We start from the raw sequence: 23,527 nt of genomic DNA on the forward strand, positions 1-23,527 counted from the left end.
ACTGCTCCGTCAGGAGTACTGGATATTCAAAACTTCGTAAGACCGCATACCGCCCGGTGTACGTACCTCGACGCTGTCGCCCTCATCCTTGCCGATCAGGGCGCGGGCGATCGGTGACTTGATGTTCAGCAGACCGTTTTCGATGTTTGCTTCGTGTTCACCCACGATCTGCCAGGTCTTTTCTTCGTCGGTATCCTCGTCGACCAGCGTGACCCGGGCGCCGAACTTGATCGCGCCAGACAGTTTTTTGGGGTCGATCACGTCGGCCAGCGACAGGGTCCCCTCAAGTTCCTTGATGCGGCCTTCGATAAAGGACTGCTTTTCGCGGGCCGAATGGTATTCGGCGTTTTCCGAAAGATCACCATGTTCGCGTGCTTCGGCGATGGCCTTGATGATGGCCGGGCGTTCTTCGGATTTGAGGGTCTTCAGCTCTGCCTCAAGCGCGGCAAAGCCCGCAGGCGTCATGGGGATCTTTTCCATTTTTTCTTCGTCCACGCAAAAATTGTGTCGCCCCGCCGCACGAAAGCGTCGGGGCGACAGATTGGGTCGCTGAATACCTGACCCAAATGGCGCGCAAATTGCAAGAGGTCAGTGATAACTGGCGCGGATTACAGCCTAATCATAGGCAACAACCTCGAATTCGATGCCATTGTCGTCGTCGAAATAGAATCGCCGCCCCGGTTCGTAGTCGGCGTGATTGTGCGGCTCGAACCCGGCGGCCCGCACTTTGGTCTCGGTCGCGTCGATGTCATCGACCAGCACACCCACATGGTTCAGGCCACCAACTATGTCATAGCTGCTCTCACCCGAAGGTTTCGGGTCACCGGGGGCATAAAGCGCCAGATACGTGTGCGCACTGCCCACATGCACGGTGTATCCGCCCGCAATCGCCGGACCTTCCCACCGGGTTTTCCATCCGAATACATCCTGCATCCACTCAGCCGTGGCCTTTGGATCGCGCACGGTGAAATTGGTGTGTTCAAGTGTCGCCATCATGTGGTCATCCTTTCCGTTTCAGGCTTGTCCCGACTCACCGTAATTTCTAAACCTAACTTTAGGTCAAGATAATTGTGAGGGTCGTATGGCGGTTTCTGAAGGACTGGCAATCGGGGCATTGGCCCGGCGGACTGGGCTGGCGGTCTCAGCCATCCGGTATTACGAGGCGCAGGGCCTGATTGCACCCTGGCGCAACGCTGGCGGGCAGCGGCGGTATCAGCGCGCCGATATCCGGCGCCTGAGCTTCGTGATGATCGCACAGCAATTCGGCCTGACCCTGCCCGAAATCCGAGAGGTATTGTCTGGTCTGCCGGGCAATCGCACCCCCACGCCGCAGGACTGGAAAGACATCGGCGTCAGGCTACGTGCGCATCTGGACCAGCGAATCGATACTCTGCTTCGGTTGCGCGACAATCTGGATGGATGCATCGGCTGCGGGTGCCTCAGCCTGCCCAAATGTGCCCTCTACAACCCCGATGACCGTGCAAAAACGCATGGTAGCGGTCCCAGATACCTGATGGGTGACGCGCCAGAGGATTGATATGCCGCATTGCGGCAGTTTTACGCCGTGTTTCGATTGACCAGACACTTTCACAACGGGTAATCACCCGTGAAACAAAATTGCGCCAACCATGCGGTGAAAGCGCCAATTCGGAAAGTTAGCTAAGGAGCCCGCGATGGCCGAGATTGAACGCGAAGCGATGGAATACGATGTGGTTATCGTGGGCGCAGGCCCCGCGGGCCTGTCGGCGGCCATCCGTCTGAAACAGCTGGATGCCGACCTGAACGTTGTTGTGCTGGAAAAAGGCTCCGAAGTTGGCGCGCATATCCTGTCGGGTGCGGTTCTTGACCCCTGCGGTCTGGACGCGCTGATCCCGGATTGGAAAGAAAAGGGCGCACCGCTGAACGTGCCGGTACAAGAGGACAACTTCTATATGCTGGGTGAAGCGGGCCAGATCCGCATCCCCAACTTCCCGATGCCGCCGCTGATGAACAACCACGGCAACTACATCGTCTCGATGGGCAATGTCTGTCGCTGGATGGCGGAGCAGGCAGAAGAACTGGGCGTTGAAATCTTCCCCGGCATGGCCTGTTCCGAAGTGGTTTATGGCGAAAACGGCGAGGTCAAAGGTGTTGTGGCTGGCGTCTTTGGTCTGGAAGCAGACGGCTCGTACGGTCCGAACACCGAGCCGGGCATGGAGCTGCACGGCAAATACGTGTTCCTGTCGGAAGGCGTCCGTGGTTCGCTGTCCAAGGAAGTCATCGCCAAGTACGACCTGTCCGCGGGCAAGGAAGTGCAGAAATACGGCGTCGGCATGAAAGAGATCTGGGAGATCGACCCGGCCAAGCACAAAGAAGGCTCAGTTACGCACACCATGGGCTGGCCGCTGGGCGGCAATGCCGGGGGTGGATCGTTCATCTATCACCTTGAGAACAATCAGGTTTATGTCGGTTTTGTGGTTCACCTGAACTACAAGAACCCGCACCTGTATCCTTACATGGAATTCCAGCGCTTCAAGCATCATCCGATGGTGGCCGAGCTGCTGAAAGGTGGCAAACGCGTGGCTTATGGTGCCCGTGCCATTACCGAGGGCGGCTATCAGTCGATGCCGAAGCTGGTCGCGCCGGGTGTGGCGCTGCTGGGTTGTTCGGCGGGCATGGTCAACGTCCCGCGCATCAAGGGCAACCACAACGCCATGTTGTCGGGCAAAGCCGCAGCCGAGGCCGCGTATGATGCCATCAAGGCCGAGCGCTCGGGTGATGAACTGACCGATTACGAGACCGAAGTCCGCAATGGCGCCATCGGCAGCGACCTCAAGAAAGTGCGCAACGTCAAGCCGATGTGGTCCAAGTGGGGCCTGACGGCCTCGTTGGTGTTTGGTGGTCTGGACATGTGGACCAACACCTTTGGGTTCTCGCTGTTCGGTACGTTGGGCCATGGCAAGAATGATGCGGAATCGACCGAAGACGCCAGCAAGCACAAGCCCATCGACTATCCGAAACCCGATGGCACGCTGTCTTTTGACCGTTTGACCAACGTGTCCTTTGCCGCAACCAACCACGAGGAAAGCCAGCCCTGCCACCTGCGCTTGGCCGACCCCGAAATTCCGGTTAAGGTCAACCTGCCAAAATTCGACGAACCCGCGCAACGTTACTGCCCGGCGGGTGTCTATGAAATGGTCGAAGATGAAGAGGGTCCGCGATTCGTGATCAACTTCCAGAACTGTGTTCACTGCAAGACATGTGACATCAAGGATCCCAGCCAAAATATCACCTGGACCACACCGCAAGGTGGGGACGGTCCGAACTATCCGAACATGTAAGCAAAAAACGGGCGATGGCGGGGACGTGAAAGCTCTGCCATTGCCTCTTTGTTCCGCAGGCCCTAGCTTATCCGTCAGACAACGACAATAAGGCAGGATTTCGGTGTTTTCTCTGGTTCGTCGCGCGGCGTTCGCCGTGTTTGCTACCGCTTCTGCGCTTCCGGTTCTGGTTTTGGCAGATACCGGCGCGGGCTCTTATCTGGCCGGGCGTCAGGCGATTTACGAAAGCGACTATGCTGCTGCGGCCAGATACTATGCCCGCGCGCTGAATTTCGACCCGAAGAACACTCAACTGCTGGAAAGCGTCCTTCTTGCCCGTCTGGCATTGGGTGAAGTTGAACGCGCCCTGCCGATTGCCGAAGCCATGGCAGATCAGCAGTTACGCAGCCAGGCCGCGAGCATGACCATCGCGGCCAGTCTGGTTTCCGAAGGCAAGTATGACGAATTGCTGGCACGGGATCCGGAAACGCAGGGTGTCGGTCCGCTTGTCGACGGTTTGATGATTGCCTGGGCGCATATCGGAAACGGGGCAATGTCGAAGGCCCTGGAACAGTTCGACACGGTTGCCGGGCAGGATGGTCTGCGCGAGTTTGCGCTGTACCACAAGGCAATGGCACTGGCCTCTGTCGGCGATTTTGAAGGAGCCGAGGCGGTTTTTTCGGCCGAAGACGGGGTTGTTTCGCGCATATCGCGCCGCGCCGCGTTGGCCCGGGTCGAGATTTTGTCGCAACTGGATCGCAATGAGGACGCGCTTGCGTTCCTGTCGGACGTCTTCGCAGGTGGTACCGATCCGTCAGTCAGTGATGTCGTCGATCGTCTGAAAGCAGGCGAAACGTTGCCTTTCACGCATGTTCGCACGGCGCAGGACGGGATTGCCGAGGTGTTCTTTACCGTTGGTGCCGCTCTCAACAGCGAAGCGGCTGACGACTATGTCCTGCTCTATTCCCGCATCGCAGGATATCTGCGGCCGGATCATATCGACGCCTTGCTTCTCAGCGCCGAAAAGCTGGATGAGCTGAACCAATACGATCTGGCGGTTGCGACCTATCGCATGGTGCCGCCGGACAGCACGGATTACCATGCGGCTGAACTGGGCCGCGCCGACGCCCTGCGCCGTGCCGACAAACCGGACGCTGCCGTCGAAGTGCTGCAAAATCTGGCTCTGCAACATCCAGCCCTGCCAGGCGTTCACAGCGCGTTGGGCGACCTGCAAAGGCAGCAGGAAAACTATGCCGACGCGGTGGCCTCCTATGACAAGGCCCTTGATCTGTCCGCAGACACTTCGGGCCGCAATTGGTTTCTGTATTATGCGCGCGGGATATCCCATGAACGGCTCAAGCATTGGGACAAGGCCGAAGCGGATTTTCGCAAGGCACTGGAGCTGAACCCGGACCAGCCGCAGGTTCTGAACTATCTCGGCTACTCGCTGGTCGAACGGCAGGAAAAGCTGGACGAGGCGCTGGACATGATCGAGCGCGCCGTGGCCGTCCGGCCCGACAGCGGCTACATCGTCGACAGCCTCGGCTGGGTCCTGTTCCGTCTGGGCCGCTATGAAGATGCCGTGGATCACATGGAACGAGCAGTAGAGTTGATGCCGGTCGATCCGGTTGTGAACGATCATTTGGGCGACGTGTATTGGGCCGTTGGCCGCGCGCGCGAGGCCGAGTTCCAGTGGAAGCGCGCGTTGTCCTTTATCGATCCGGAAGACACGGATGGAGAGGCCGACCCCGACCGCATCCGCCGCAAGCTGGAAATCGGTCTGGATGCGGTGCTGGAGGAAGAAGGCGCAGACCCCCTGAAAGTCGCCAATGAAGGTTGAGGCATTCGCGCCCGCCAAGATCAATCTGACCCTGCATGTGACCGGCCAGCGTGACGATGGCTATCACCTGCTGGATTCACTGGTGGTGTTTGCTGATGTGGGGGATCATCTGACCTTCACTCCCGGTGCTGATTTATCGCTTACCGTTGCCGGAGAACATGCCGAAGGAGTTCCAGCGGACAGCCGCAATCTGGTCTGGAAAGCAGCGCAGGCAGTTGGCTGGACAGGGCAAATTCATCTGAACAAAGTTCTGCCCCACGGCGCGGGGATTGGCGGTGGGTCTTCGGATGCAGCGGCGGCCCTTCGCACGTTTGCCGGACAGGGTGCAAAGGTTCAACAACACCTCCCGCTGTCTCTGGGGGCTGATGTTCCTGTCTGTATGACGGCCGCAGCGGCGCGGATGCAGGGTATTGGCGACAGCGTTTCACCTGTCACACTGCCAAATCTGCCTGCCGTTCTGGCCAATCCGGGGATTCCGGTTCCAACCGGCCAGGTTTTCAAGACCTTGGCGCGGCGTGATAACTCACCGATGCCCTCCGAAATTCCAGAGTTTGATACGCCTGAGGATTGCGCCATATGGCTGTGCGAGCAACGTAACGATCTGGAAGATCCTGCCATTGGACTGGCGCCCCAGATCGAGCGCGCGTTGGACGATCTGCGATCGACTCGGGATGCCCTGATGGCGCGCATGTCCGGGTCAGGTTCAACCTGTTTTGCGCTTTATCCGACAATGAAAGCGGCGCATTTCGCGGCTTATGAGATCGGCGCTGAGCATCCCGATTGGTGGTGTCGCGCGACGCAACTCAATTGAGCCGCGACACCACGTAATCGGCCAGATCGCGTAGCAGGCCGCGGATTTCGTGATCCGGCACCTGCTCCAGTGCCGCCTTGGCTTTGGCCGCCCAGCCAAATGCATCTGCGCGGGTCGCATCGAACGTGCCATATTTGTTCATCAGCCCAAGAGCGTGATCAAGATCGCCGTCTTCCTGACGGCCCTTTTCGATCGTGCGCTGCCAGAATGCGCGCTCTTCGGGGGTGGCTTGTGCAACCGCCTTGATCACCGGCAGGGTCAACTTGCGCTCGCGGAAATCGTCGCCGACATTTTTGCCGGTCGCTTTGCTGTCGCCCTGATAGTCCAGCAGGTCATCGGCAATCTGAAACGCGATACCCAGCGCATCGCCAAAGTCAAACAGGGCCTTGACCTGTTCCTCGGATGCGCCCGCAATCACACCGCCCACTTCGGTCGCCGCCGAAAACAGTGCCGCCGTCTTGCCACGCACCACTTTCAGATAAACCGACTCGTCAGTGCTCAGATCGGTTGCTGCCGTCATCTGCAACACCTCGCCCTCGGCAATCGTGGCCGAGGCATTGGCAAGGATATCCAGAACCCGCAGCGATCCGGTTTCCACCATCAGTTGGAAGCTGCGCGAAAACAGGTAATCGCCCACCAGAACGCTGGACTTGTTGTCCCACAACAGGTTTGCCGTGGGCCGTCCGCGCCGCTGTGCGCTTTCGTCCACAACGTCGTCATGCAGCAAGGTGGCGGTGTGGATGAATTCGACCGTCGCGGCCAACCGCACATGATGCGCGCCGGAATAGCCGAACAGCCGCGCCGCAGCCAGCGTCAGCATCGGTCGCAAGCGTTTGCCGCCCGCTTCGACCAGATGCGCCGTCACCTCGGGGATTCTCGGCGCGTGCTCCGATGCCATCCGGGTGCGGATCAGTTCGTTTACGTCCGCCATGTCGGCGGTCAGAATCTCCGCCAGACGCTCATGCGGTTTTGAGATTGTGCCGACGCTCATCAAACTCCTGCTACAAGGCTCGACTTTCGCCCCACCTTGCCCTTACATCCATCCCCATGAAAGAACTTCTGCGCAGCACCGATCCGACCATCATGGCCTTTGCTTCCGCTCTTCTTCAGGGCGAGGATATAGACTGCTTTGAGATGGACGTAAATATGAGCGTCCTAGAAGGCGGCATAGGAATCTTTCCGCGCCGCCTGATGGTGCGCGTTGATGATTTCGATCGGGCCGCCCGGGTGATGCGCGACAACGAAATTCCCTTGGGGAGATGAGTGGTTTTTCCGAAAGCGATCTGACCCGAAACGACTTTCTGGGTGGTCGGATCAGGTTGTGGCAGCCTAGAATCGGATATCGCGCGGGCGTTGATCCTGTGTATCTTGCGGCTTCTGTTCCGGCCTCTGCCGGACAATCTGTGCTTGAACTGGGATGTGGAGCCGGGGCTGCGATCCTTTGCCTGTCCACTCGGGTGCCGGGATTGGCGCTGACCGGGATCGAACTGCAGCCCGCCTACGCGGAACTGGCGCGCAAAAATGCATCGGAAAACGGCAAGGCGCTTGATGTTGTTCAGGCCGATCTTTCCGCCTTGCCGACTGAACTGAAACAGCGGCAATTCGACCACGTCATCGCCAATCCACCTTATTACCAGCAGGGCGCACATAGCCAGTCACCGGACGAAGGGCGGCGGATTGCCTTGGGGGAACAAACGCCCCTGTCCGTCTGGATTGACGTGGCAGCCAGGCGCCTTGCACCGCGCGGCTATCTTCACATGATACAGCGCGCCGACCGTTTGCCCGACATGCTGACGGCCTGTTCGGGGCGTCTGGGATCGGTCGAGATTCTGCCGCTGGCGCCCCGCGAAGGTAGGTCTGCCGAATTGCTGATTTTGCGTGCCAGAAAGGCAGGGCGAGCCGCGTTCAGACTGCACGCTCCGGTCATTTTGCATAAAGGAGACCGGCATCCGGGTGACGAAGATCACTATCACTCTGAGATCGAGGCCATACAGCGTCACGCCGCTGCTATGCCGTGGCCCGGCTCAAACAGGCGGTGAACAGCCGAAAATGTCGGATTTATGACAGAATCTGTGCGCTCGCAGCGTGACAGGGTGGAAACGATGTGATCAACTTCATAGGTACCATTCACAAAAAAGGAGGATCGCCATGAGCGTGAGCGCACATCTGACCGAGCTGAAGAAAAAGCACGCAAATCTCAGCGTCGAAGTAGAAGAAGCCCAGCGCTCGCCAGGTATCGATGATCTCCACATCGCTCAATTGAAGAAGCAAAAGCTAAAACTGAAAGAAGAGATCGAACGCCTTTCCACTTAAGGTTTCAGGCTGGCCCGCGCGGCAATTGTCGCGCCGCCAGTGATGAGCAGGGCCGCGACCGCCAGCGTCCACGATGGCGCGGCGATCCCGGCCAGTACCAGCACAAGGGTTGACAGCAACGGTGCCGCATATGAGCTGGTGCCGATCATCTGAATGTCGCCCTGCTTGACCCCGATATCCCATACGTAAAACGCCAGCCCGACGGGCCCCAAGCCCAGGGCAATCGTCGATGCCCAGCCAAGTGTCGAGGCAGGCCAAACCGTTTCTTCCAACGCAAAATGCAATCCCCACGAGGCCACAGCCGTCAGCACGCAGAAAACCGCGACCGAACTGGTGGGTGTCTTACCCAGCCGACGGGACAGAACCGAATACCCTGACCACGTCAGCGCACATAAAAGGGCCAGCGTATATCCCGGAAGATGCGCCGCCTGAAACCCGGCGCTGCCGCCACCGGTAATGATCAGCGCAGCACCTGAAAATCCAAGACATGCGCCAAACGAATGTCCGATGCGCAGGGATTCTCCGGGCAGCAGGCCGGAAAACAGGACTATCAGTAAGGGCCAGAGATAGGCGATCAACCCCGCCTCGGCCGCAGGTGCCATTCGCAGCGCCGAAAAATACAGCGCGTGATATCCGAACAGGCCAATCGCGCCGAACAGATAGATTTTCCAGCTGACCTCTCGCAACTGCGCCAGACCGGCTGTTTGCGAGGTCCAGATCAAGCCCAGTACGCCGCCAATGGTAAAGCAGATCGCGTTCAGCAGCAGTGGCGGCGTCGGGGCCGAACCAACGGTAAATAGCGCCAGCAAGGACCACAAAAGTACCGCGATGAAGCCGATGGCGGTGGCGCGTGATCTGGTCATCGGCGGTAGACATCCTCAATCGGTATGATTTCAAACTCGTCCGAGATATGGGCGGTTTTTTCAATCTCTGTCACGAACCATTCCTTGAAAGCGGCAATCTGTGGCCGCTTTTCCGCCCCCTGCAGGCACAGAAACCGAAACCGCGCCTGCGATTCGATGGCTGTTCTGAAAGGCGCAACCAGACGACCTTCGATCATGTCCTTGATGATCATCGCACGGCGACCCAATGCAACCCCCACACCGGCGACGGCCGCATCGATGGCATGATCCGCGTTTGAAAAATGCGCGCCATGCGTGGGCTCAAAATCCTGACCGACGGCACGAAACCAGGCAGGCCAGTCACACGGCGGATTCAGAAAACTGATTGAATCGTCATGAATCAGGGGCGCATCCCGCAGACTCTCGGGGCTCGGAAAGCGTTCGGCCAGTTCTGGTGTCATGACAGGCGTCAGCCACTCTTTGCGCACCGGAACGGAATACAGCCCGTCATCCTGCCCATAGCCAAATCGGATTGCGACATCCACGTCGTCCCGCTCCAGGTCCATCATGCGAAGCGTTGCCGAAAACCTCAGATCGATCTCGGGATGCGACCGCGCGAACTCGTACAGGCGCGGGGCCAGCCACTTGGCCGTCAAGGCCGGGCCAGCCGTCACGGTAAGGGTCGTGTTGTCCTGCAACCTGCGCGTTGCTGCCCAGGCAGCCTGAAGGGCCGAAAACCCATCAGCGGCACCGGGTGCCAGTGTCTTACCGGCCTCCGTCAGTTCTACCGCGCGATTGAGACGGCGAAACAAAGGCTGGCCCAGATGCTCCTCAAGCGATTTGATCTGAAAGGACAACGCGGCGGGAGTGACGTTCAGCTCGTCGGCGGCCTTTGCAAATGACATATGACGCGCAGCGGCATCAAAGGCGCGAAGGGCGGTCAATGGGGGTAGGCGGTCGCTCATTTCAGATAAGAATTATTTAACTGACCCGGGGAAAACTCTCGTTTGCCATAATTGAAATCAAGCGCCATCCTTGAAGCAAGTCAAGCCCACCTGAATTGAAAGGAAGACTGCCATGATCGAGATGACGACAAATCCCGCAGCCCGCTGTGCCTTTCAACGTGCACATGAAGAACGCGGCAAGGTGATCAAAAAGGTATTGAACTGGTTTTTTGGTTCCCGCTGAACGCAGCGCGCGCGTTCTTACGGGATAAAAGAAGGGCCGGCCCAAAGGGGTCGGCCCGTTCTGTTTTTCCGGTCGTCTGGTTTAGACGAAGAATTGTGCACCGTTTGCGGAAATGGTCGATCCGTTGATGAACTGCGAATCGTCCGACGCCAGGAACGCGACGCAGCGCGCGATTTCTTCCGGCTCACCCAGACGGCCCGCAGGGATCTGTCCAATAATCGCGTCACGCACCTTTTCCGGCACGGCCATGACCATCTCGGTCGCGATATAGCCGGGGCAGATGGCGTTTGCAGTGATGCCCGCGCGGGCGCCTTCCTGCGCCAGCGATTTGACGATGCCCAGATCGCCCGCCTTGGTCGCGGCATAGTTCACCTGCGCGAACTGCCCCTTCTGACCGTTGATCGAGCTGATGACGATCACACGACCGAACTTGCGTTCACGCATGCCGGGCCAAACGGGGTGCACGGTGTTGAACACGCCGGTCAGGTTGGTGTCGATCACCTGATGCCACTGTTCCGGCGTCATCTTGTGGAACGGAGCGTCCTTGGTGATGCCGGCATTTGCGACGACGATGTCGATCGGACCGACTTCGGCCTCGACCTTTTCGATGCCCGCCTTGGACTCGTCATAGTCGGCAACATTCCACTTATAGGTGGCGATGCCGGTCTCTTCGGTGAACTTCGCCGCGGCTTCGTCATTCCCCGCATAGGTGGCTGCAACGTTGTATCCTTCGGCTTTGAGCGCCTTGGAAATTGCTGCGCCGATGCCGCGGGAGCCGCCGGTTACGAGTGCTGTACGTGCCATTCAGGATTCCTCCAATTATAGTCGCCTTGGTAATGCTGTTACTCTGGAGCGCTCGGATGCGCAATATTGTTTCGCGGCAAAAATGCAAACTCTCGTTGTCAATTTTGTCGCATCACTGCCATAAGTTTGAATTGTAACAAAAAAGGGCGCCGTTCTGGCGCCCTTTTGATTTTGGGATCAGCGCAATCAGTCGCGCTCCACGCAAAGGGCAACACCCATGCCGCCACCAATGCAGAGGGTCGCGAGACCTTTCTTGGCGTCGCGGCGCTTCATTTCGAAAAGCAGAGTGTTCAGGACCCGGCAACCCGACGCACCGATCGGGTGGCCGATGGCGATGGCGCCGCCGTTCACATTCACGATCGACGGATCCCAGCCCATGTCCTTGTTCACGGCGCAAGCCTGTGCGGCAAAGGCTTCGTTGGCCTCGACCAGATCCAGATCGTCAACCGACCAGCCTGCTTTTTCCAGTGCCTTGCGCGAGGCATAGATCGGTCCAACGCCCATGATCGACGGGTCCAGACCGGCGGTTGCGTAAGAAGCGATCCGGGCCAGAGGCTCAATCCCGCGCTTTTCTGCATTTTCGGCCGACATAAGCAGGGTTGCGGCAGCGCCGTCGTTCAGACCGGATGCGTTGGCCGCAGTGACCGAACCGTCCTTGGTGAAGGCCGGGCGCAGTTTTGCCATGGCTTCCATGGTGGCGCCGTGACGGATGTATTCGTCCTTGTCCATCACGATGTCGCCCTTGCGGGTCTTGATGGTGAAAGGTGTGATTTCGTCGGCGAACTTGCCGGCCTTTTGCGCGGCTTCGGCCTTGTTCTGGCTGGCGACTGCAAACTCGTCCTGCATGTCGCGGCTGATCTGCCATTTCTCGGCAACGTTTTCGGCGGTCTGGCCCATGTGATAGCCATTGAATGCGTCCCACAGACCATCGCGGATCATCGTGTCGATGTATTTCATGTCACCCATCTTGTGACCGGCGCGCAAGGCGGCGGCGTGGGGCGACAGGGTCATGTTCTCTTGCCCGCCAGCGGCTACAATATCGGCGTCGCCCAGCTGGATGTGTTGGGCACCCAGTGCCACAGCGCGCAGGCCCGAGCCGCATACTTGGTTGATGCCCCATGCAGCGCTTTCCTGCGGCAAGCCGGCGTTGATATGCGCCTGACGCGCGGGGTTCTGTCCCTGAGCGGCGGTCAAGACCTGGCCCATGATGGTTTCGCTCACTTCGCCCTTATCGATTCCGGCGCGCTCGACGACCGCTTCCAGAACGGCGGTACCCAGATCATGTGCAGGGGTGTTCGCAAACGAGCCGCCAAAGCTGCCGACACCGGTGCGTGCGGCGGATGCGATTACTACGTTGGTCATATGGTCAATCCTTTACCGTCATGGTCCTTTGGGAAATCTGACGGCGCAGGTTTCGGGAAAACAATCCCCGTGTCACAAGCGCCTCACTATCCCCCGCTCCGACTGTACCTGCCATAACGTAATGCTGCAGTCGCAGCAACGGACAGCTTGTCTCATCAATGTGATCAGCAGGTTCTTGCGGACGCACGGCAGAGGCTAAGCGCTTGCGCGGCCGTCACTATTTTTCTTCCAAGGCGGTGTGACCGATGGTGCGCCAAACAGAAAGCCCTGCAGGCAGTCAACGCCGCTTGCCAGCAGAAATTCCGCATCCGGAGCGCTTTCAACCGATTCGGCGGTGACCAGAATGTCAAATTCGCGCGCGACCGAAACCAGCGCCCGCACCAGCGCCTGATTATCCGCATTCCCGCTGACGCCGCGCACGAACTGGCCGTCGATCTTGGCGGCATCGAACAGGAAGTCGCGAAAGTGGCGAAAGCTAAAGCTGCTGGTGCCATAATCGTCCAGCGCAAAGGCAATTCCCCGTGCCTGAAGGCGGTCCATGAAATCGATCACCAGCTCGGGCACAAGCATGGCTGAACTTTCCGAGATTTCCAGAATCAGCCGCTCTCCCAACTGGGCATTCCGTTTCAGAAACCTATTCAGAATCCGCGACCAGCGGGCATAGCCGATGGATCGTGCCGACATGTTGATAGACAGCCGGATTTGCGGGTTTCTGGACAGCGCGCGCAATCCCAGCTCAAGCGCGACGCAATCGAGCTCTCGACCGATTGGGGTGTCCTCGACCTGCGGCATGAATTCACGGGCGGGAATGACCCGGCCGGTTTCGTCCAGTACCCGGATGAATCCTTCGTAAAATGCAAGCGCATGCGGTGGATTGGCCTGAACAACCGGCTGAAAGGCAAGCCTGCACTGTTTGTGCTTCACAGCCTCAGTCGCCATGCCCACAACGGAACGGTCCCGCGCGCTGACCGCCGCGTTCAGGGGGGTGTCCGCGCCTTCGGGCACATCCGCCGGATTGCTTCGCTTACTCACGGTGATTCCTTGTGCGTTGCCGGAAAAGGTCCGGCAGCAGTTTCACGGAAAATCCGTAAATCCGCAGTTAATTCGCAAAGGATTTATGTGTTGCCCAGGTCAGACAGCCTCAGCGGGACATCTGCCATGCGCGGCTCAGTGTTACAGCGGCGCCGATAACTGCCCCAAGCGTTCCCACCGCCATCATGGCAAACCCGGTGGCAATTCCCACAGGCGGGACACCTTCGTTCAGGGCGGCCGCCATCGCAACAACAAGACCCATCAGGCCTATTGCGGTGTATATCGCGGTTGTACGGCTCATTGCTGCCTCCGGGGGTTCACATTCGAAACACCCGTTTCATATGGAGTTGCCGCGCCGTTTTTCAAGCGGCGGCCAAAACAACCGGCGGTATTCCGTCAGGCCCGTTCCGCTGCCGGGGTGTGGGGCGGTGTCCCGACCTGTTCGAAACCGGGGGTTCCGCGATCTTCGGGATGGCGTGCCAGATGACGGGCCTTGATCTTCTCCGAGGTGTCGCGGCTGCCGTCGTGACTGTATCCTGGCGGCGCAAAGGCATAGGCCAGCCGCTGTCGCAGGCTCAGACCGGGCTGGATCACATCGCGAAAGATACCGACCCATTCGTGAAAGGCCACGCGCAGCGGGTTGAAGGTGCCGATATTGTGCACCAGACCATAGTCAACCCGGTCGCCTTCCTGTTCCGGCACAAAGGTTCCGAACATCTTGTCCCAGATGATGAAAACGCCTGCATAGTTGCAATCCAGATAGCGTGCGTTGCGGCCGTGATGCACGCGGTGATGGCTGGGCGTGTTCATCACCGCCTCGAACCAACGGGGCATTTTGCCGATCGCTTCGGTATGTATCCAGAACTGATAGATCAGGTTCAGCCCGCCCACGAACAGCACCATAGCGGGGTGGAATCCCAGCAGGATCAGCGGTGCACGCACCACCATCATGAAGGTGAACGTATAGGTCCATGTTTGCCGCAGGGCGGTGGTCAGGTTGTAGTGCTGCGAACTGTGGTGGTTCACGTGGCTGGCCCAGACCCAGCGGATGCGATGCCCGAACCGGTGCACCCAGTAATAGCGCAGATCATCCAGAACAAAGCACAGGATAATGACGGGGATCGAGGTGCCGAGGTTCAGCGGTGTCAGCTCCCACAACCACATGAAAAACGCCCAGGCGATGAAGCCGAGCAACAGACCCGAGGCGATGTTGCCCGCCCCCATGATCAGAGAGGTCACGGCGTCGCGCGTCTCATACCGACCGCCTCGTCGTTTGACGGAGATCCAAAGAAACTCTGCCAGAATGGCGGCAATGAAAAATGGTACGGCCCACTGTACCGCATCCGGGAAAGTCACCTGATCTGTCATGCAGGCTCCATCAAATGCCGCCAATGGCGGCGTTCGGTTTCGTCAAGGCGGACAACAACGCTGGGTGCACCGAAATCGTGAAAGTGAACCGCCAGACCCTGCGGATGTTCCAGCCAGTCGAAATCCATCAGATGCCGCCCGACGGTATCTGCGCCAAAGGACCACAGCAAACCTGCCCCCGTTTCGGTACGGATCAAGGCCGAATGGCAGTCATGCGCGACGGTGACATCAATCACTATGTCTTCCGGGAAATGGCGCCGCCACTCGGCCCGCGCGTTGTCGGGCGTCAGCACGCGCCGCTGCGATCTGCCGGTCAGATGCAGTAACAGTGCGATCCCGGCAAGGCCTCCGATCACCAGAACCAACAGGATTTCAAGTGGCATTCAGTCCTCCTGCCGATACCGTGCAAAGGACGCCGGAGACTGTCAAAGGTGGCGTGGCGTCAGCCGGTCTGCATCTGCTCAAGCACTTCATGCCGGACGACGCGTTCAACAAAGGGAACCAGCCCGTCAGGGCCGGATTGCCGGTCTTTCAGGTGAATGCAGATATCGGGTCTTCGGGACGCGATGATGCCGACAAGCTCACCTCGCACCCTGTCATCCAGCCCGGCGCCGATAATGGCACAGGCGATACGCCGTTCTGTTTCCAACTGGCGCTTCACCTCTTCCTGATCGTGGGCGCCTAGCCACTCAATGGGCAGATGCTCCAGTTTTTGCGCGACGTCGCCGATTACATTCGGCAGTCGTCCGATCAACAGAACCACGGGTTTCATAGCCGCCTCCTTTCCCACGGCTGCAATTCAGAACCGGCCCGTTATGGGCCGTGTTCAGTGTAGCACAAAAACGAAGCGGATGGCGTGGCGCTAGTTGGATATCGTAAAGGTTCCGGACTCACCCTTGCCCTTGTCGCGGGTGAAAGTGACCTGATTGCCGTCTATCGAAACTTTCTGACAATCCTCGGGGAGTTGTTTGTCACCGACAATAACGTTTCGGCACCAGTACCGTCTGTTCCAGGCCCAGGCCCCGACGACTTTGGCTTTATTTCTGCCAACACCCGATATTTTTCCATCCGCCGAGATGACAAACCAGGTCTCTCCGCTGACCAGCTTTTTACCGGCCACAGCCTCCAGGAATTGCTGCTTTTTGCGGATGTCCTTGGCCTCAGCGGTTTCAACGAGGAAAAGTGAAATGCTGGCCACTGCGGCCAATAGGGCAACAATCTTCATAACAATCCTCCCAATCACAAAGATCGGGAGAATAGCACATTTCGGATAATTTTTCGCCCTGGCCTCAGCTCTCGCCGCCGACAAGCGTTGAAATGATCGACTTGGCGCTGTCGGAATTCCATTCGGCATCGCCGATCAGGCGGGCAATCTCGTTGCCCTCGGGGTCGATGATCACGGTGATCGGCAGGCCGACCACACCCATTTTTCGCGCCACGGCCTGTTTCGGGTCTTGATGACGGGGCAGGTTGGTGATGCCGTTTTCGTCAAAGAACTTTTTGATACCCGCGGGCGAGTTGCGCCCGGTGGCCAGCGTCAGCACCTCGAATTTGTCGCCCCCGAACTCATCCTGCAATTCGGCGATCTGTGGCATTTCCTTGCGGCAGGGGGCGCACCACGTGGCCCAGAAATTCAGCAAGACGTATTTGCCGCGGTAATCCGCCAGTGACCCGGTGCCGGTGTCATCCTCCAGCTGAAATTCGACCACTTCGACGGGCTTTGGCTCTGAATGCAGGATCAACCGCTTCAGAGTACCGTCACGCAGTGGCGCCAATGTTTCGGCATCTGTCGCCAGCGCGGTGTTTGCACCCAGCGCAAGGGCCATATAAAGGGGGATCAGACGAATTAGGCGCATATCAACTCCGGGTTCTCCAACATGACCGATCAATCCTCGAACCAGATGTGGGGCGGCCGCTTTGCCGCCGGTCCAGACGCGATCATGGAGGCGATTAATGCCTCGATCGGGTTCGATCAGCGGATGGCAGCCCAGGACATTGCAGGCTCGCGCGCCCATGCCGCCATGCTCGCGGCCACAGGCGTTATTACTGATAGTGACGCCGAAGCAATTCGGGAAGGGCTGCTCACCGTATTGTCAGAAATCCAGAGCGGCGCGTTTCAGTTCTCGACCGCGCTGGAAGACATCCACATGAACGTCGAGGCGCGGCTGAAGGAAGTGATCGGAGAGCCCGCAGGCCGTTTGCACACAGGCCGCAGCCGCAATGATCAGGTTGCGACGGATTTCAAACTCTGGGTCCGCGATCAGTTGGACGCGGCTGAGACCGGCCTGCTGGCCCTGATCCGTGCGCTTTTGGCGCAGGCCGAGGCCGGGGCCGATTGGGTCATGCCCGGCTTCACCCACCTGCAAACCGCGCAGCCCGTGACATGGGGCCACCACATGATGGCCTATGTCGAGATGTTTGGTCGTGACCTCAGCCGTGTCCGCGATGCCCGCGCCCGGATGAACGAATCCCCCCTTGGCGCAGCCGCGCTGGCCGGAACCTCTTTCCCCATCGACCGCCACATGACGGCACAGGCCCTGAGTTTTGACCGCCCCGCCGCCAACTCGCTGGATGCGGTAAGCGACCGCGACTTCGCGTTGGAATTCCTGTCGACCGCTTCGATCTGTGCCATGCACCTGTCACGCTTTGCCGAGGAACTGGTGATCTGGTCTTCGGCCCAGTTCCGATTTGTATCACTGTCGGATCGCTTCTCGACCGGCTCGTCAATCATGCCGCAAAAGAAGAACCCCGATGCTGCAGAACTGATCCGGGCCAAGGTCGGGCGGATTTACGGGGCCAATACGGGACTGATGATGGTCATGAAGGGCCTGCCCCTGACCTATTCCAAGGACATGCAGGAAGACAAGGAACAGGTCTTTGACGCTGCAGACAACTGGATGCTGGCGCTGGCGGCGATGGAAGGCATGGTCAAGGACATGACCGCCAACCGCGAAAGCCTCGCCGCCGCTGCGGGATCTGGCTTCTCGACCGCGACCGATCTGGCTGACTGGCTTGTGCGCGTTTTGGGCCTGCCATTCCGCGATGCGCACCACGTCACCGGATTGCTCGTGGCAATGGCCGAGGCCAAGGACTGCGACCTGCCAGATCTGACGCTTGAGGATATGCAATCGGTCCATGCGGACATCACGGATGATGTCTATTCTGTCCTTACTGTCGAAAATTCGGTAAACTCACGCCAGTCCTATGGTGGCACGGCCCCGACTCAGGTCCGTGCCCAGATCGACAGATGGAGGGCAATGCTGCCATGACCCTTTTGCGTGTGATCGTACTGACAGCCGCCGGGTTCGCTCTGGCGGGCTGCGGCGCCGATGGTGAGCCCATTCAACCGACGTTGAATGCAAATGTCGGTGTCTCGGGAAGCGGGACCTATGTCGGTGGCGGGGTCGGCTTTTTCAAAGGCCCCGTGGGACTGTATTTGGGTTTCTGACCACCTGATCGAAAGTCGCGGCAACTTTGCCTTCACCGGGTGAAGGCAAATTGCGTGACTTGGAAACAATCTTGCCAAATTTCTGTCATTTTGTCCGCGTATCCCAATTGGGACGATTGCGCAGAATTAGGAATAATGATGTCCACTGACGGCCAGAATGCAGCAACTCTTTTACAGGTTCCCCCTGATCCGGTTCCCCCTGCCTCATCTTTGATCGTGTCGGTCGCGCGCGACTCGGGCATCAGCCCGTTTCGCCAATTCGCTGAGATGAGCAAGCTGCATTTTGGTCCGGGCAAGTTAAACTCGGATGAATACTATTCTTTCCGGCTGTACGATCCGTCTAAATCGATTGACGAAAAGAAAGAGTATGTCGGCACAAATGCCAGCCGCGCCCTGAATCTACGGATGTCCGAAAAGACGCGTGCAGGGATGGAGCATATCGTCGATCACAAACTGATATACGGCACGTTCATCAGCGCGATGGGATTGCGATCGACGCATACGCAGGCCTATGCGTCGTCGATCCGGTCACTGGGCAACCTTCCCGTCCTGTCGTCTCCGGAAACCCTTGAGGCCTATCTCAGGGAAAAGGCAAAATTCCCGCTCTTCGGAAAGCCGCAATTTTCTTCGATGAGTGTCGGTTCCATCCTGATCACCGGTCTGGAAGGCGATACGCTGATCCTCGGAAACGGCAAGGCCATCCCGATTTCGGCCTTCTGTGCCGAGGTGTTTCTGAAGTTCTCGGACGGGTATCTGTTGCAGGATGCCCTTCTGCCTCATCCGGATCTGGCTTCGGTTGTGGGCAATGTCACCGGAACGGTCCGGATGGTAACCATCAGACGCTCGACCCAGCCCGAGCTGCTGTACTCGCTGTGGAAAGTACCGTCACCAGCCGCGATGTCCGACAATTTCTGGCAAAGCGGCAGCATGATCGCGCGTGTGGACAGGGACACTGGCCAGGTCGGCACCTGCTGGGCCGGAAAATCGACCGAGGCGCACGAGATCGAGGAGCACCCGGTATCGCAGGTGAAATTTGCCGATATCACGATGCCCGATTGGGAAGATGCCAAGAAGACCGTGCTGGACGCGCACGCTATGTTCCCCGAATTTGGGGTGCTGGGATGGGATGTTGCGCTGACAGACAATGGCCCGACCATTGTGGAAGGCAACACAAGCCCGCTGCACACGCTGTACCAGCTTGCCTATCAGCGGGGCGTGATGAACCCGGAATTCAAACCGGTGTTCGATCAGGTGGAGGCGTATTCCGAGCAATTGCAACGCCCGGTGGAAAAAAAGCGCAAACGGAACGGATCAAGGCGGTGAATCCCGGTCGGGGCTATTGATCCGCATCGTTCTTTCGGATTAAGCGCGCAGGTATGGATCACTTTCTCTACCGCGACGGCGCGCTTTTCGCCGAAGACGTACCGATCACCGAAATAGCCGCCGCGGTGGGAACGCCGTTCTACGTCTATTCGACGGCAACCCTGTTGCGGCATTTCCAGTTGTTCGACGACGCGCTGAATGGCACCGACCACCTTGTCTGCTACGCGATGAAGGCCGCCAGCAATCAGGCGATCCTGAAAACTCTGGCGCAGGCCGGAGCGGGAATGGATGTGGTTTCGGGCGGCGAATACCTGCGGGCCAAAGCAGCGGGTGTTCCGGGGGACAGGATCGTCTTTTCCGGCGTTGGCAAGACCGCCGACGAAATCCGCACGGCCCTGACGGGGGGCATCCGCCAGTTCAACGTCGAATCCGAACCCGAGATGGAGGTGATCAACGCCACCGCGCTGGAGCTGGGCGTTGTTGCGCCGATCACCGTTCGCGTGAACCCGGATGTGGATGCCAAAACCCACGCCAAGATCGCGACCGGCAAGTCCGAGAACAAGTTCGGCATCCCGATCGCCCGCGCGTCCGAGGTTTATGCACATGCAGCCAGCCTGCCGGGGCTGGAGGTGGTTGGAATCGATGTCCACATCGGTTCGCAGCTGACCGAGCTTGAGCCGTTTGAACTGGCCTATCAGAAAGTTGCTGAACTGACCGAACGGCTGCGCGCCGAGGGCCACAATATTCGCCGTCTGGATCTGGGTGGCGGTTTGGGGATTCCGTACACCCGTTCGAACGACGCACCGCCGCTGCCCGTCGAATATGGTGCACTGATCAAGAAAACCCTTGGCCATCTGGGCTGCGAGATCGAGATCGAACCGGGACGCCTGATTGCAGGCAATGCGGGTCTGATGATCAGCAAAGTGATCTATGTGAAATCAGGCGAGGGGCGCGATTTTCTGATCCTCGATGGCGCAATGAACGACCTGATCCGTCCCGCCATGTACGAGGCGCATCACGATATTATCGCCGTGCGGGAACCCGCGCCGGGGCTGGAGCCGCAGCCCTATGACATCGTCGGCCCGGTCTGCGAGACTGGCGATACTTTTGCCAAGCAGCGCAACATGCCGCCGCTGGCTGCCGGTGATCTGATCGCATTCCGCAGTGCCGGTGCCTATGGCGCGGTGATGGCCAGCGAATATAACACCCGCCCCCTGATCCCCGAAGTTCTGGTCAATGGGGATCAATTCGCGGTTATTCGCCCAAGGCCAAGCTTTGACGAAATCATAAACCGCGATACCATACCTTCGTGGCTTTGACGCGATAACCGCGCGGGCCGGACAGGAGGCCCGCTTTGAGCGCCAGACAAAAGTTGCCGATTCCCCGGATGTCGCTGCTGCTGACGCATGCGGGGATGCTGGCCGAGCGGGTTCTGCGCGCGTTCTGGCCGTTTTTCTCGATCTTCATGGCGATTCTGGCCGCTCTGATGCTGGGTCTGCACGATCTGGTGATGGCGGAGGTCGTCTGGGCCGTTTTTGCGGCGGCGCTTTTGGCCCTGCTGGTTGCGGCGGGTATCGGAATCAGGCGCTTTCACTTCCCGACTAGGGCCGAGGCGCTGGTCCGGCTGGACGAATCGCTGCCCGGTCGCCCAATTCAGGCGTTGATCGACGATCAGGCGATCGGGTCGATGGATGCGGATTCGGTCGCCATGTGGCGCGCGCATCAGGCACGTATGGCTGCAAAAGCAACCACAGCCGAACCGGTCAAACCCGATCTGCGGCTCGCCGCGCGTGATCCTTACGCTTTGCGGTATGCGGCGCTGCTGGCACTGGTTGTCGCCTTTCTGTTTGGGTCATTCTGGCGTATCGGCACCGTCGCGGAAATCGCGCCGGGCACGGCGGTCGCGGCACAAGGCCCGACATGGGAGGGTTGGGTTGAACCGCCGCTTCATACCGGACGGCCAGCGCTGTATCTGGCCGATCAGGAGGACGGTGCCCTGAGCGTTCCCGAAGGCAGCCGGATTACATTGCGTTTTTACGGTGAAGTCGGTGGACATTCCCTGACTGAAACAACCTCGGTCACCGGAACCGAAGCAGCCACTGCGCCCGAGCAGGATTTTGTGGCAACGCGCCCCGGTGTGATGCGAATTGAAGGCCCGATGGGTCGTGAATGGGTGATCGGTATCGTGGCCGATGAAGCACCGCAGGTTGCAGTGACCGGCGCGGCGGCGACAGGTACCGGTGGCCAGATGACGCTGCCGTTCATCGCCAGCGACGATTACGGGGTGGTTTCCGGTTCCGCCCGCATCGATCTTGATCTTGCGTCGGTGAGCCGCCGCTATGGTCTGGCGACCGAGCCGGACACCCGGCAGGCCGTCACAATCGATCTGCCAATGCCCATCGCCGGGGACCGGGCCGAATTCAGCGAAGATCTGATCGAAGACTTTTCCCAGCACCCCTGGGCACATCTGCCGGTTAAAATCATTCTGTCGGTTGAGGACGCAGCCGGTCAGAAGTCGCAATCCGAGGTCCTTGCCACAAACCTGCCCGCGCGCCGCTTCTTTGATCCGCTGGCTGCGGCCGTTATCGAACAACGCCGCGATCTGCTTTGGGCGCGCGCCAACGCGCCGCGCATCGCCCAGATTTTGCGCGCTGTCTCGCACCGGCCCGAGGACCTGTTCCGCTCGGACACGGCCTATTTGCGCCTGCGTGTAACCCTGCGCAGGCTCGAAACTTATACCGAATATGGGCTGACGTCCGAACAGCAGGCCGAAATAGCCCAGGCGCTTTGGGATCTGGCCATCCTGCTTGAGGACGGAACTCTGGCCGATGCGCTGGAACGGATGCGTCAGGCGCAGGAGCGTTTGTCCGAAGCGATGCAGAACGGCGCCAGTGATCAGGAAATCGCCCGGCTGATGCAGGAGTTGCGCGACGCAACCGATGATTACCTGCGGCAGCTTCAGCGTCAGGCACAGGAAAACGGCGACGATCAGGGCCAGCCGGGCCAGAACGGTGAAAGCATCCAGATGTCGCAGAATGATCTGCAACGCATGATGGACCGGATTCAGGAACTGATGGAACAGGGCCGGATGGCCGAGGCACAGCAGGCGCTGGAAGAGTTCCAGCAGATGATGGAAAACATGCGCGTCACCCAAGGGCAGGGTGGGCAATCCGAAGGTCAGCAGGCAATGGAAGGTCTGGCCGAAACCCTGCGCGAACAACAAGGCCTCAGCGATCAGGCGTTCCGTGACCTGCAGGAACAGTTCAATCCCGGCGCACAGGCCGGTGAAAGCCGGGGCAACGAGGGCACCTCGGGCGGTCAGGGCCGGGGTCGAAGCCACGAAGGTCAGGGTGGCCAGGGCCAGGGCCAGGATGAGACGGGGCAGGGACAGCAGGGACAAGGTAGTCTGGCTGATCGCCAGCAGGCCCTGCGCGAGGAACTCCGCCGTCAGGAGCAGGGCTTGCCACGAACCGGCACGCCCGAAGGTGAGGCCGCCCGTGAGGCGCTGGAACGCGCCGGGCGCGCGATGGAAAACGCCGAGGGCGCGCTGCGCGACAACGATCTTGCGGAAGCCATTGACCGCCAGTCAGAAGCCATGGAGGCCCTGCGCGAAGGAATGCGTTCGCTGGGTGAAGATATGGCGCAGCAGTCCCAGCCGGGTCAGGGCACACAGGACGGTGATATGCAGGCGACCAACCGCGACCCGTTGGGAAGAAATCCGGGCAGCGTCGGCGCATTTGATACAGACGAAAACCTGTTGGGACGCGAAGATGTCTATCGACGCGCCCGCGAGTTGCTGGAGGAAATCCGCCGCCGCTCGGGTGAATCGGATCGGCCCCGGATCGAACTGGAATACCTCAAACGCCTGCTGGAACGTTTCTGACCCGACCCTAGGGT

General features: G+C 59.2%; 26 protein-coding genes. 12 read left to right on the forward strand and 14 right to left on the reverse strand.

Features of this window, described 5'->3' with window-relative positions; genetic code table 11:
• Positions 1–9: 9 nt before the first annotated feature.
• Together greA and ACR0NA_RS12675 are read right to left on the reverse strand one after the other, a co-directional pair.
• Positions 10–480, reverse strand: coding sequence for a transcription elongation factor GreA (gene greA / locus ACR0NA_RS12670; protein WP_170654607.1), 471 nt, complete (start codon positions 478–480; stop codon positions 10–12).
• 135 nt (positions 481–615) lie between these two features.
• Complete coding sequence (locus ACR0NA_RS12675) at positions 616–996, reverse strand: VOC family protein (protein WP_170654609.1); 381 nt, start codon at positions 994–996, stop codon at positions 616–618.
• An 85-nt stretch (positions 997–1,081) separates the two neighbouring features.
• On the opposite strand from ACR0NA_RS12675, the gene soxR reads away from it, so the two are divergent.
• From soxR to ACR0NA_RS12695, 4 genes are all read left to right on the forward strand, one after another.
• The gene (gene soxR / locus ACR0NA_RS12680) at positions 1,082–1,537 is read left to right on the forward strand and encodes a redox-sensitive transcriptional activator SoxR (protein ID WP_480729383.1); all 456 of its coding nucleotides are present in this window, start codon (positions 1,082–1,084) and stop codon (positions 1,535–1,537) included.
• A gap of 136 nt (positions 1,538–1,673) precedes the next feature.
• Positions 1,674–3,320, forward strand: a complete 1,647-nt coding sequence (locus ACR0NA_RS12685) for an electron transfer flavoprotein-ubiquinone oxidoreductase (RefSeq protein WP_480729384.1) — start codon at positions 1,674–1,676, stop codon at positions 3,318–3,320.
• 103 nt (positions 3,321–3,423) lie between these two features.
• Positions 3,424–5,139 carry a tetratricopeptide repeat protein gene (locus ACR0NA_RS12690; RefSeq protein WP_480729385.1) on the forward strand — a complete coding sequence of 572 codons (1,716 nt, stop codon included), beginning with the start codon at positions 3,424–3,426 and terminating at the stop codon, positions 5,137–5,139.
• Positions 5,129–5,950, forward strand: a complete 822-nt coding sequence (locus tag ACR0NA_RS12695; protein WP_480729386.1) for a 4-(cytidine 5'-diphospho)-2-C-methyl-D-erythritol kinase — start codon at positions 5,129–5,131, stop codon at positions 5,948–5,950. The genes ACR0NA_RS12690 and ACR0NA_RS12695 overlap by 11 nt, the downstream gene beginning before the upstream one ends.
• On the opposite strand, the gene ACR0NA_RS12700 is transcribed toward ACR0NA_RS12695, so the two are convergent.
• A complete protein-coding gene (locus ACR0NA_RS12700) occupies positions 5,943–6,941 on the reverse strand; it encodes a polyprenyl synthetase family protein (RefSeq protein WP_480729387.1) in 999 nt (332 codons plus the stop codon). The two genes, ACR0NA_RS12695 and ACR0NA_RS12700, sit on opposite strands and share 8 nt — an antisense overlap.
• A gap of 56 nt (positions 6,942–6,997) precedes the next feature.
• On the opposite strand from ACR0NA_RS12700, the gene ACR0NA_RS12705 reads away from it, so the two are divergent.
• The 3 genes from ACR0NA_RS12705 (at position 6,998) to ACR0NA_RS12715 (ending at position 8,263) form a co-directional block, all read left to right on the forward strand.
• Positions 6,998–7,213: a putative signal transducing protein gene (locus tag ACR0NA_RS12705; RefSeq protein WP_170654620.1), complete on the forward strand. Its 216-nt coding sequence runs from the start codon at positions 6,998–7,000 to the stop codon at positions 7,211–7,213.
• Complete coding sequence (locus ACR0NA_RS12710) at positions 7,210–7,989, forward strand: tRNA1(Val) (adenine(37)-N6)-methyltransferase (RefSeq protein ID WP_480729388.1); 780 nt, start codon at positions 7,210–7,212, stop codon at positions 7,987–7,989. The genes ACR0NA_RS12705 and ACR0NA_RS12710 overlap by 4 nt, the downstream gene beginning before the upstream one ends.
• Positions 7,990–8,098: 109 nt before the next feature.
• Positions 8,099–8,263, forward strand: a complete 165-nt coding sequence (locus ACR0NA_RS12715) for a DUF465 domain-containing protein (RefSeq protein ID WP_170654624.1) — start codon at positions 8,099–8,101, stop codon at positions 8,261–8,263.
• Here the strand turns inward: ACR0NA_RS12715 and yddG are convergent.
• The 11 genes from yddG to ACR0NA_RS12770 form a co-directional block, all read right to left on the reverse strand.
• Positions 8,260–9,126 carry an aromatic amino acid exporter YddG gene (gene yddG / locus ACR0NA_RS12720; protein ID WP_480729389.1) on the reverse strand — a complete coding sequence of 289 codons (867 nt, stop codon included), beginning with the start codon at positions 9,124–9,126 and terminating at the stop codon, positions 8,260–8,262. The two genes, ACR0NA_RS12715 and yddG, sit on opposite strands and share 4 nt — an antisense overlap.
• On the reverse strand, positions 9,123–10,070 hold the full coding sequence (locus tag ACR0NA_RS12725; protein WP_480729390.1) for a transcriptional regulator GcvA: 948 nt from the start codon (positions 10,068–10,070) through the stop codon (positions 9,123–9,125). The genes yddG and ACR0NA_RS12725 overlap by 4 nt, the downstream gene beginning before the upstream one ends.
• 304 nt (positions 10,071–10,374) lie before the next feature.
• Positions 10,375–11,097 carry an acetoacetyl-CoA reductase gene (phbB, locus tag ACR0NA_RS12730; protein WP_170654631.1) on the reverse strand — a complete coding sequence of 241 codons (723 nt, stop codon included), beginning with the start codon at positions 11,095–11,097 and terminating at the stop codon, positions 10,375–10,377.
• A 186-nt stretch (positions 11,098–11,283) separates the two neighbouring features.
• Positions 11,284–12,459 carry an acetyl-CoA C-acetyltransferase gene (locus ACR0NA_RS12735; protein WP_480451537.1) on the reverse strand — a complete coding sequence of 392 codons (1,176 nt, stop codon included), beginning with the start codon at positions 12,457–12,459 and terminating at the stop codon, positions 11,284–11,286.
• 195 nt (positions 12,460–12,654) lie between these two features.
• Positions 12,655–13,491 (reverse strand): EAL domain-containing protein, encoded by an 837-nt coding sequence (locus ACR0NA_RS12740; RefSeq protein WP_480729391.1) that lies wholly within the window; start codon positions 13,489–13,491, stop codon positions 12,655–12,657.
• Positions 13,492–13,600: 109 nt separating this feature from the next.
• Positions 13,601–13,792 carry a hypothetical protein gene (locus ACR0NA_RS12745; RefSeq protein ID WP_170654637.1) on the reverse strand — a complete coding sequence of 64 codons (192 nt, stop codon included), beginning with the start codon at positions 13,790–13,792 and terminating at the stop codon, positions 13,601–13,603.
• A gap of 95 nt (positions 13,793–13,887) precedes the next feature.
• Complete coding sequence (locus ACR0NA_RS12750) at positions 13,888–14,859, reverse strand: sterol desaturase family protein (RefSeq protein WP_480729392.1); 972 nt, start codon at positions 14,857–14,859, stop codon at positions 13,888–13,890.
• Positions 14,856–15,242: a hypothetical protein gene (locus ACR0NA_RS12755; RefSeq protein WP_480729393.1), complete on the reverse strand. Its 387-nt coding sequence runs from the start codon at positions 15,240–15,242 to the stop codon at positions 14,856–14,858. The genes ACR0NA_RS12750 and ACR0NA_RS12755 overlap by 4 nt, the downstream gene beginning before the upstream one ends.
• A 59-nt stretch (positions 15,243–15,301) precedes the next feature.
• Positions 15,302–15,631, reverse strand: coding sequence for a hypothetical protein (locus tag ACR0NA_RS12760; protein WP_170654642.1), 330 nt, complete (start codon positions 15,629–15,631; stop codon positions 15,302–15,304).
• Positions 15,632–15,721: 90 nt separating this feature from the next.
• A complete protein-coding gene (locus tag ACR0NA_RS12765) occupies positions 15,722–16,084 on the reverse strand; it encodes a hypothetical protein (RefSeq protein ID WP_480729394.1) in 363 nt (120 codons plus the stop codon).
• A 64-nt stretch (positions 16,085–16,148) separates the two neighbouring features.
• The gene (locus tag ACR0NA_RS12770) at positions 16,149–16,715 is read right to left on the reverse strand and encodes a TlpA disulfide reductase family protein (RefSeq protein WP_170654646.1); all 567 of its coding nucleotides are present in this window, start codon (positions 16,713–16,715) and stop codon (positions 16,149–16,151) included.
• 21 nt (positions 16,716–16,736) lie between these two features.
• Here ACR0NA_RS12770 and argH point away from each other — a divergent pair, with 21 nt between their 5' ends.
• The 5 genes from argH (at position 16,737) to ACR0NA_RS12795 (ending at position 23,513) form a co-directional block, all read left to right on the forward strand.
• Positions 16,737–18,128 carry an argininosuccinate lyase gene (gene argH / locus ACR0NA_RS12775; protein WP_480729395.1) on the forward strand — a complete coding sequence of 464 codons (1,392 nt, stop codon included), beginning with the start codon at positions 16,737–16,739 and terminating at the stop codon, positions 18,126–18,128.
• Positions 18,125–18,307: a hypothetical protein gene (locus tag ACR0NA_RS12780; protein WP_170654650.1), complete on the forward strand. Its 183-nt coding sequence runs from the start codon at positions 18,125–18,127 to the stop codon at positions 18,305–18,307. Before argH ends, ACR0NA_RS12780 begins: the two co-directional genes overlap by 4 nt.
• 138 nt (positions 18,308–18,445) lie before the next feature.
• Positions 18,446–19,630: a sugar-transfer associated ATP-grasp domain-containing protein gene (locus tag ACR0NA_RS12785; protein WP_480729396.1), complete on the forward strand. Its 1,185-nt coding sequence runs from the start codon at positions 18,446–18,448 to the stop codon at positions 19,628–19,630.
• 53 nt (positions 19,631–19,683) lie between these two features.
• Positions 19,684–20,949: a diaminopimelate decarboxylase gene (gene lysA, locus ACR0NA_RS12790; RefSeq protein WP_480729397.1), complete on the forward strand. Its 1,266-nt coding sequence runs from the start codon at positions 19,684–19,686 to the stop codon at positions 20,947–20,949.
• Positions 20,950–21,017: 68 nt separating this feature from the next.
• Entirely contained in the window at positions 21,018–23,513 is a 2,496-nt protein-coding gene (locus ACR0NA_RS12795; RefSeq protein ID WP_480729551.1) for a TIGR02302 family protein, read from the forward strand.
• Positions 23,514–23,527 lie beyond the last annotated feature (14 nt).

It is taken from the genome of Ruegeria sp. C11, assembly GCF_056537725.1.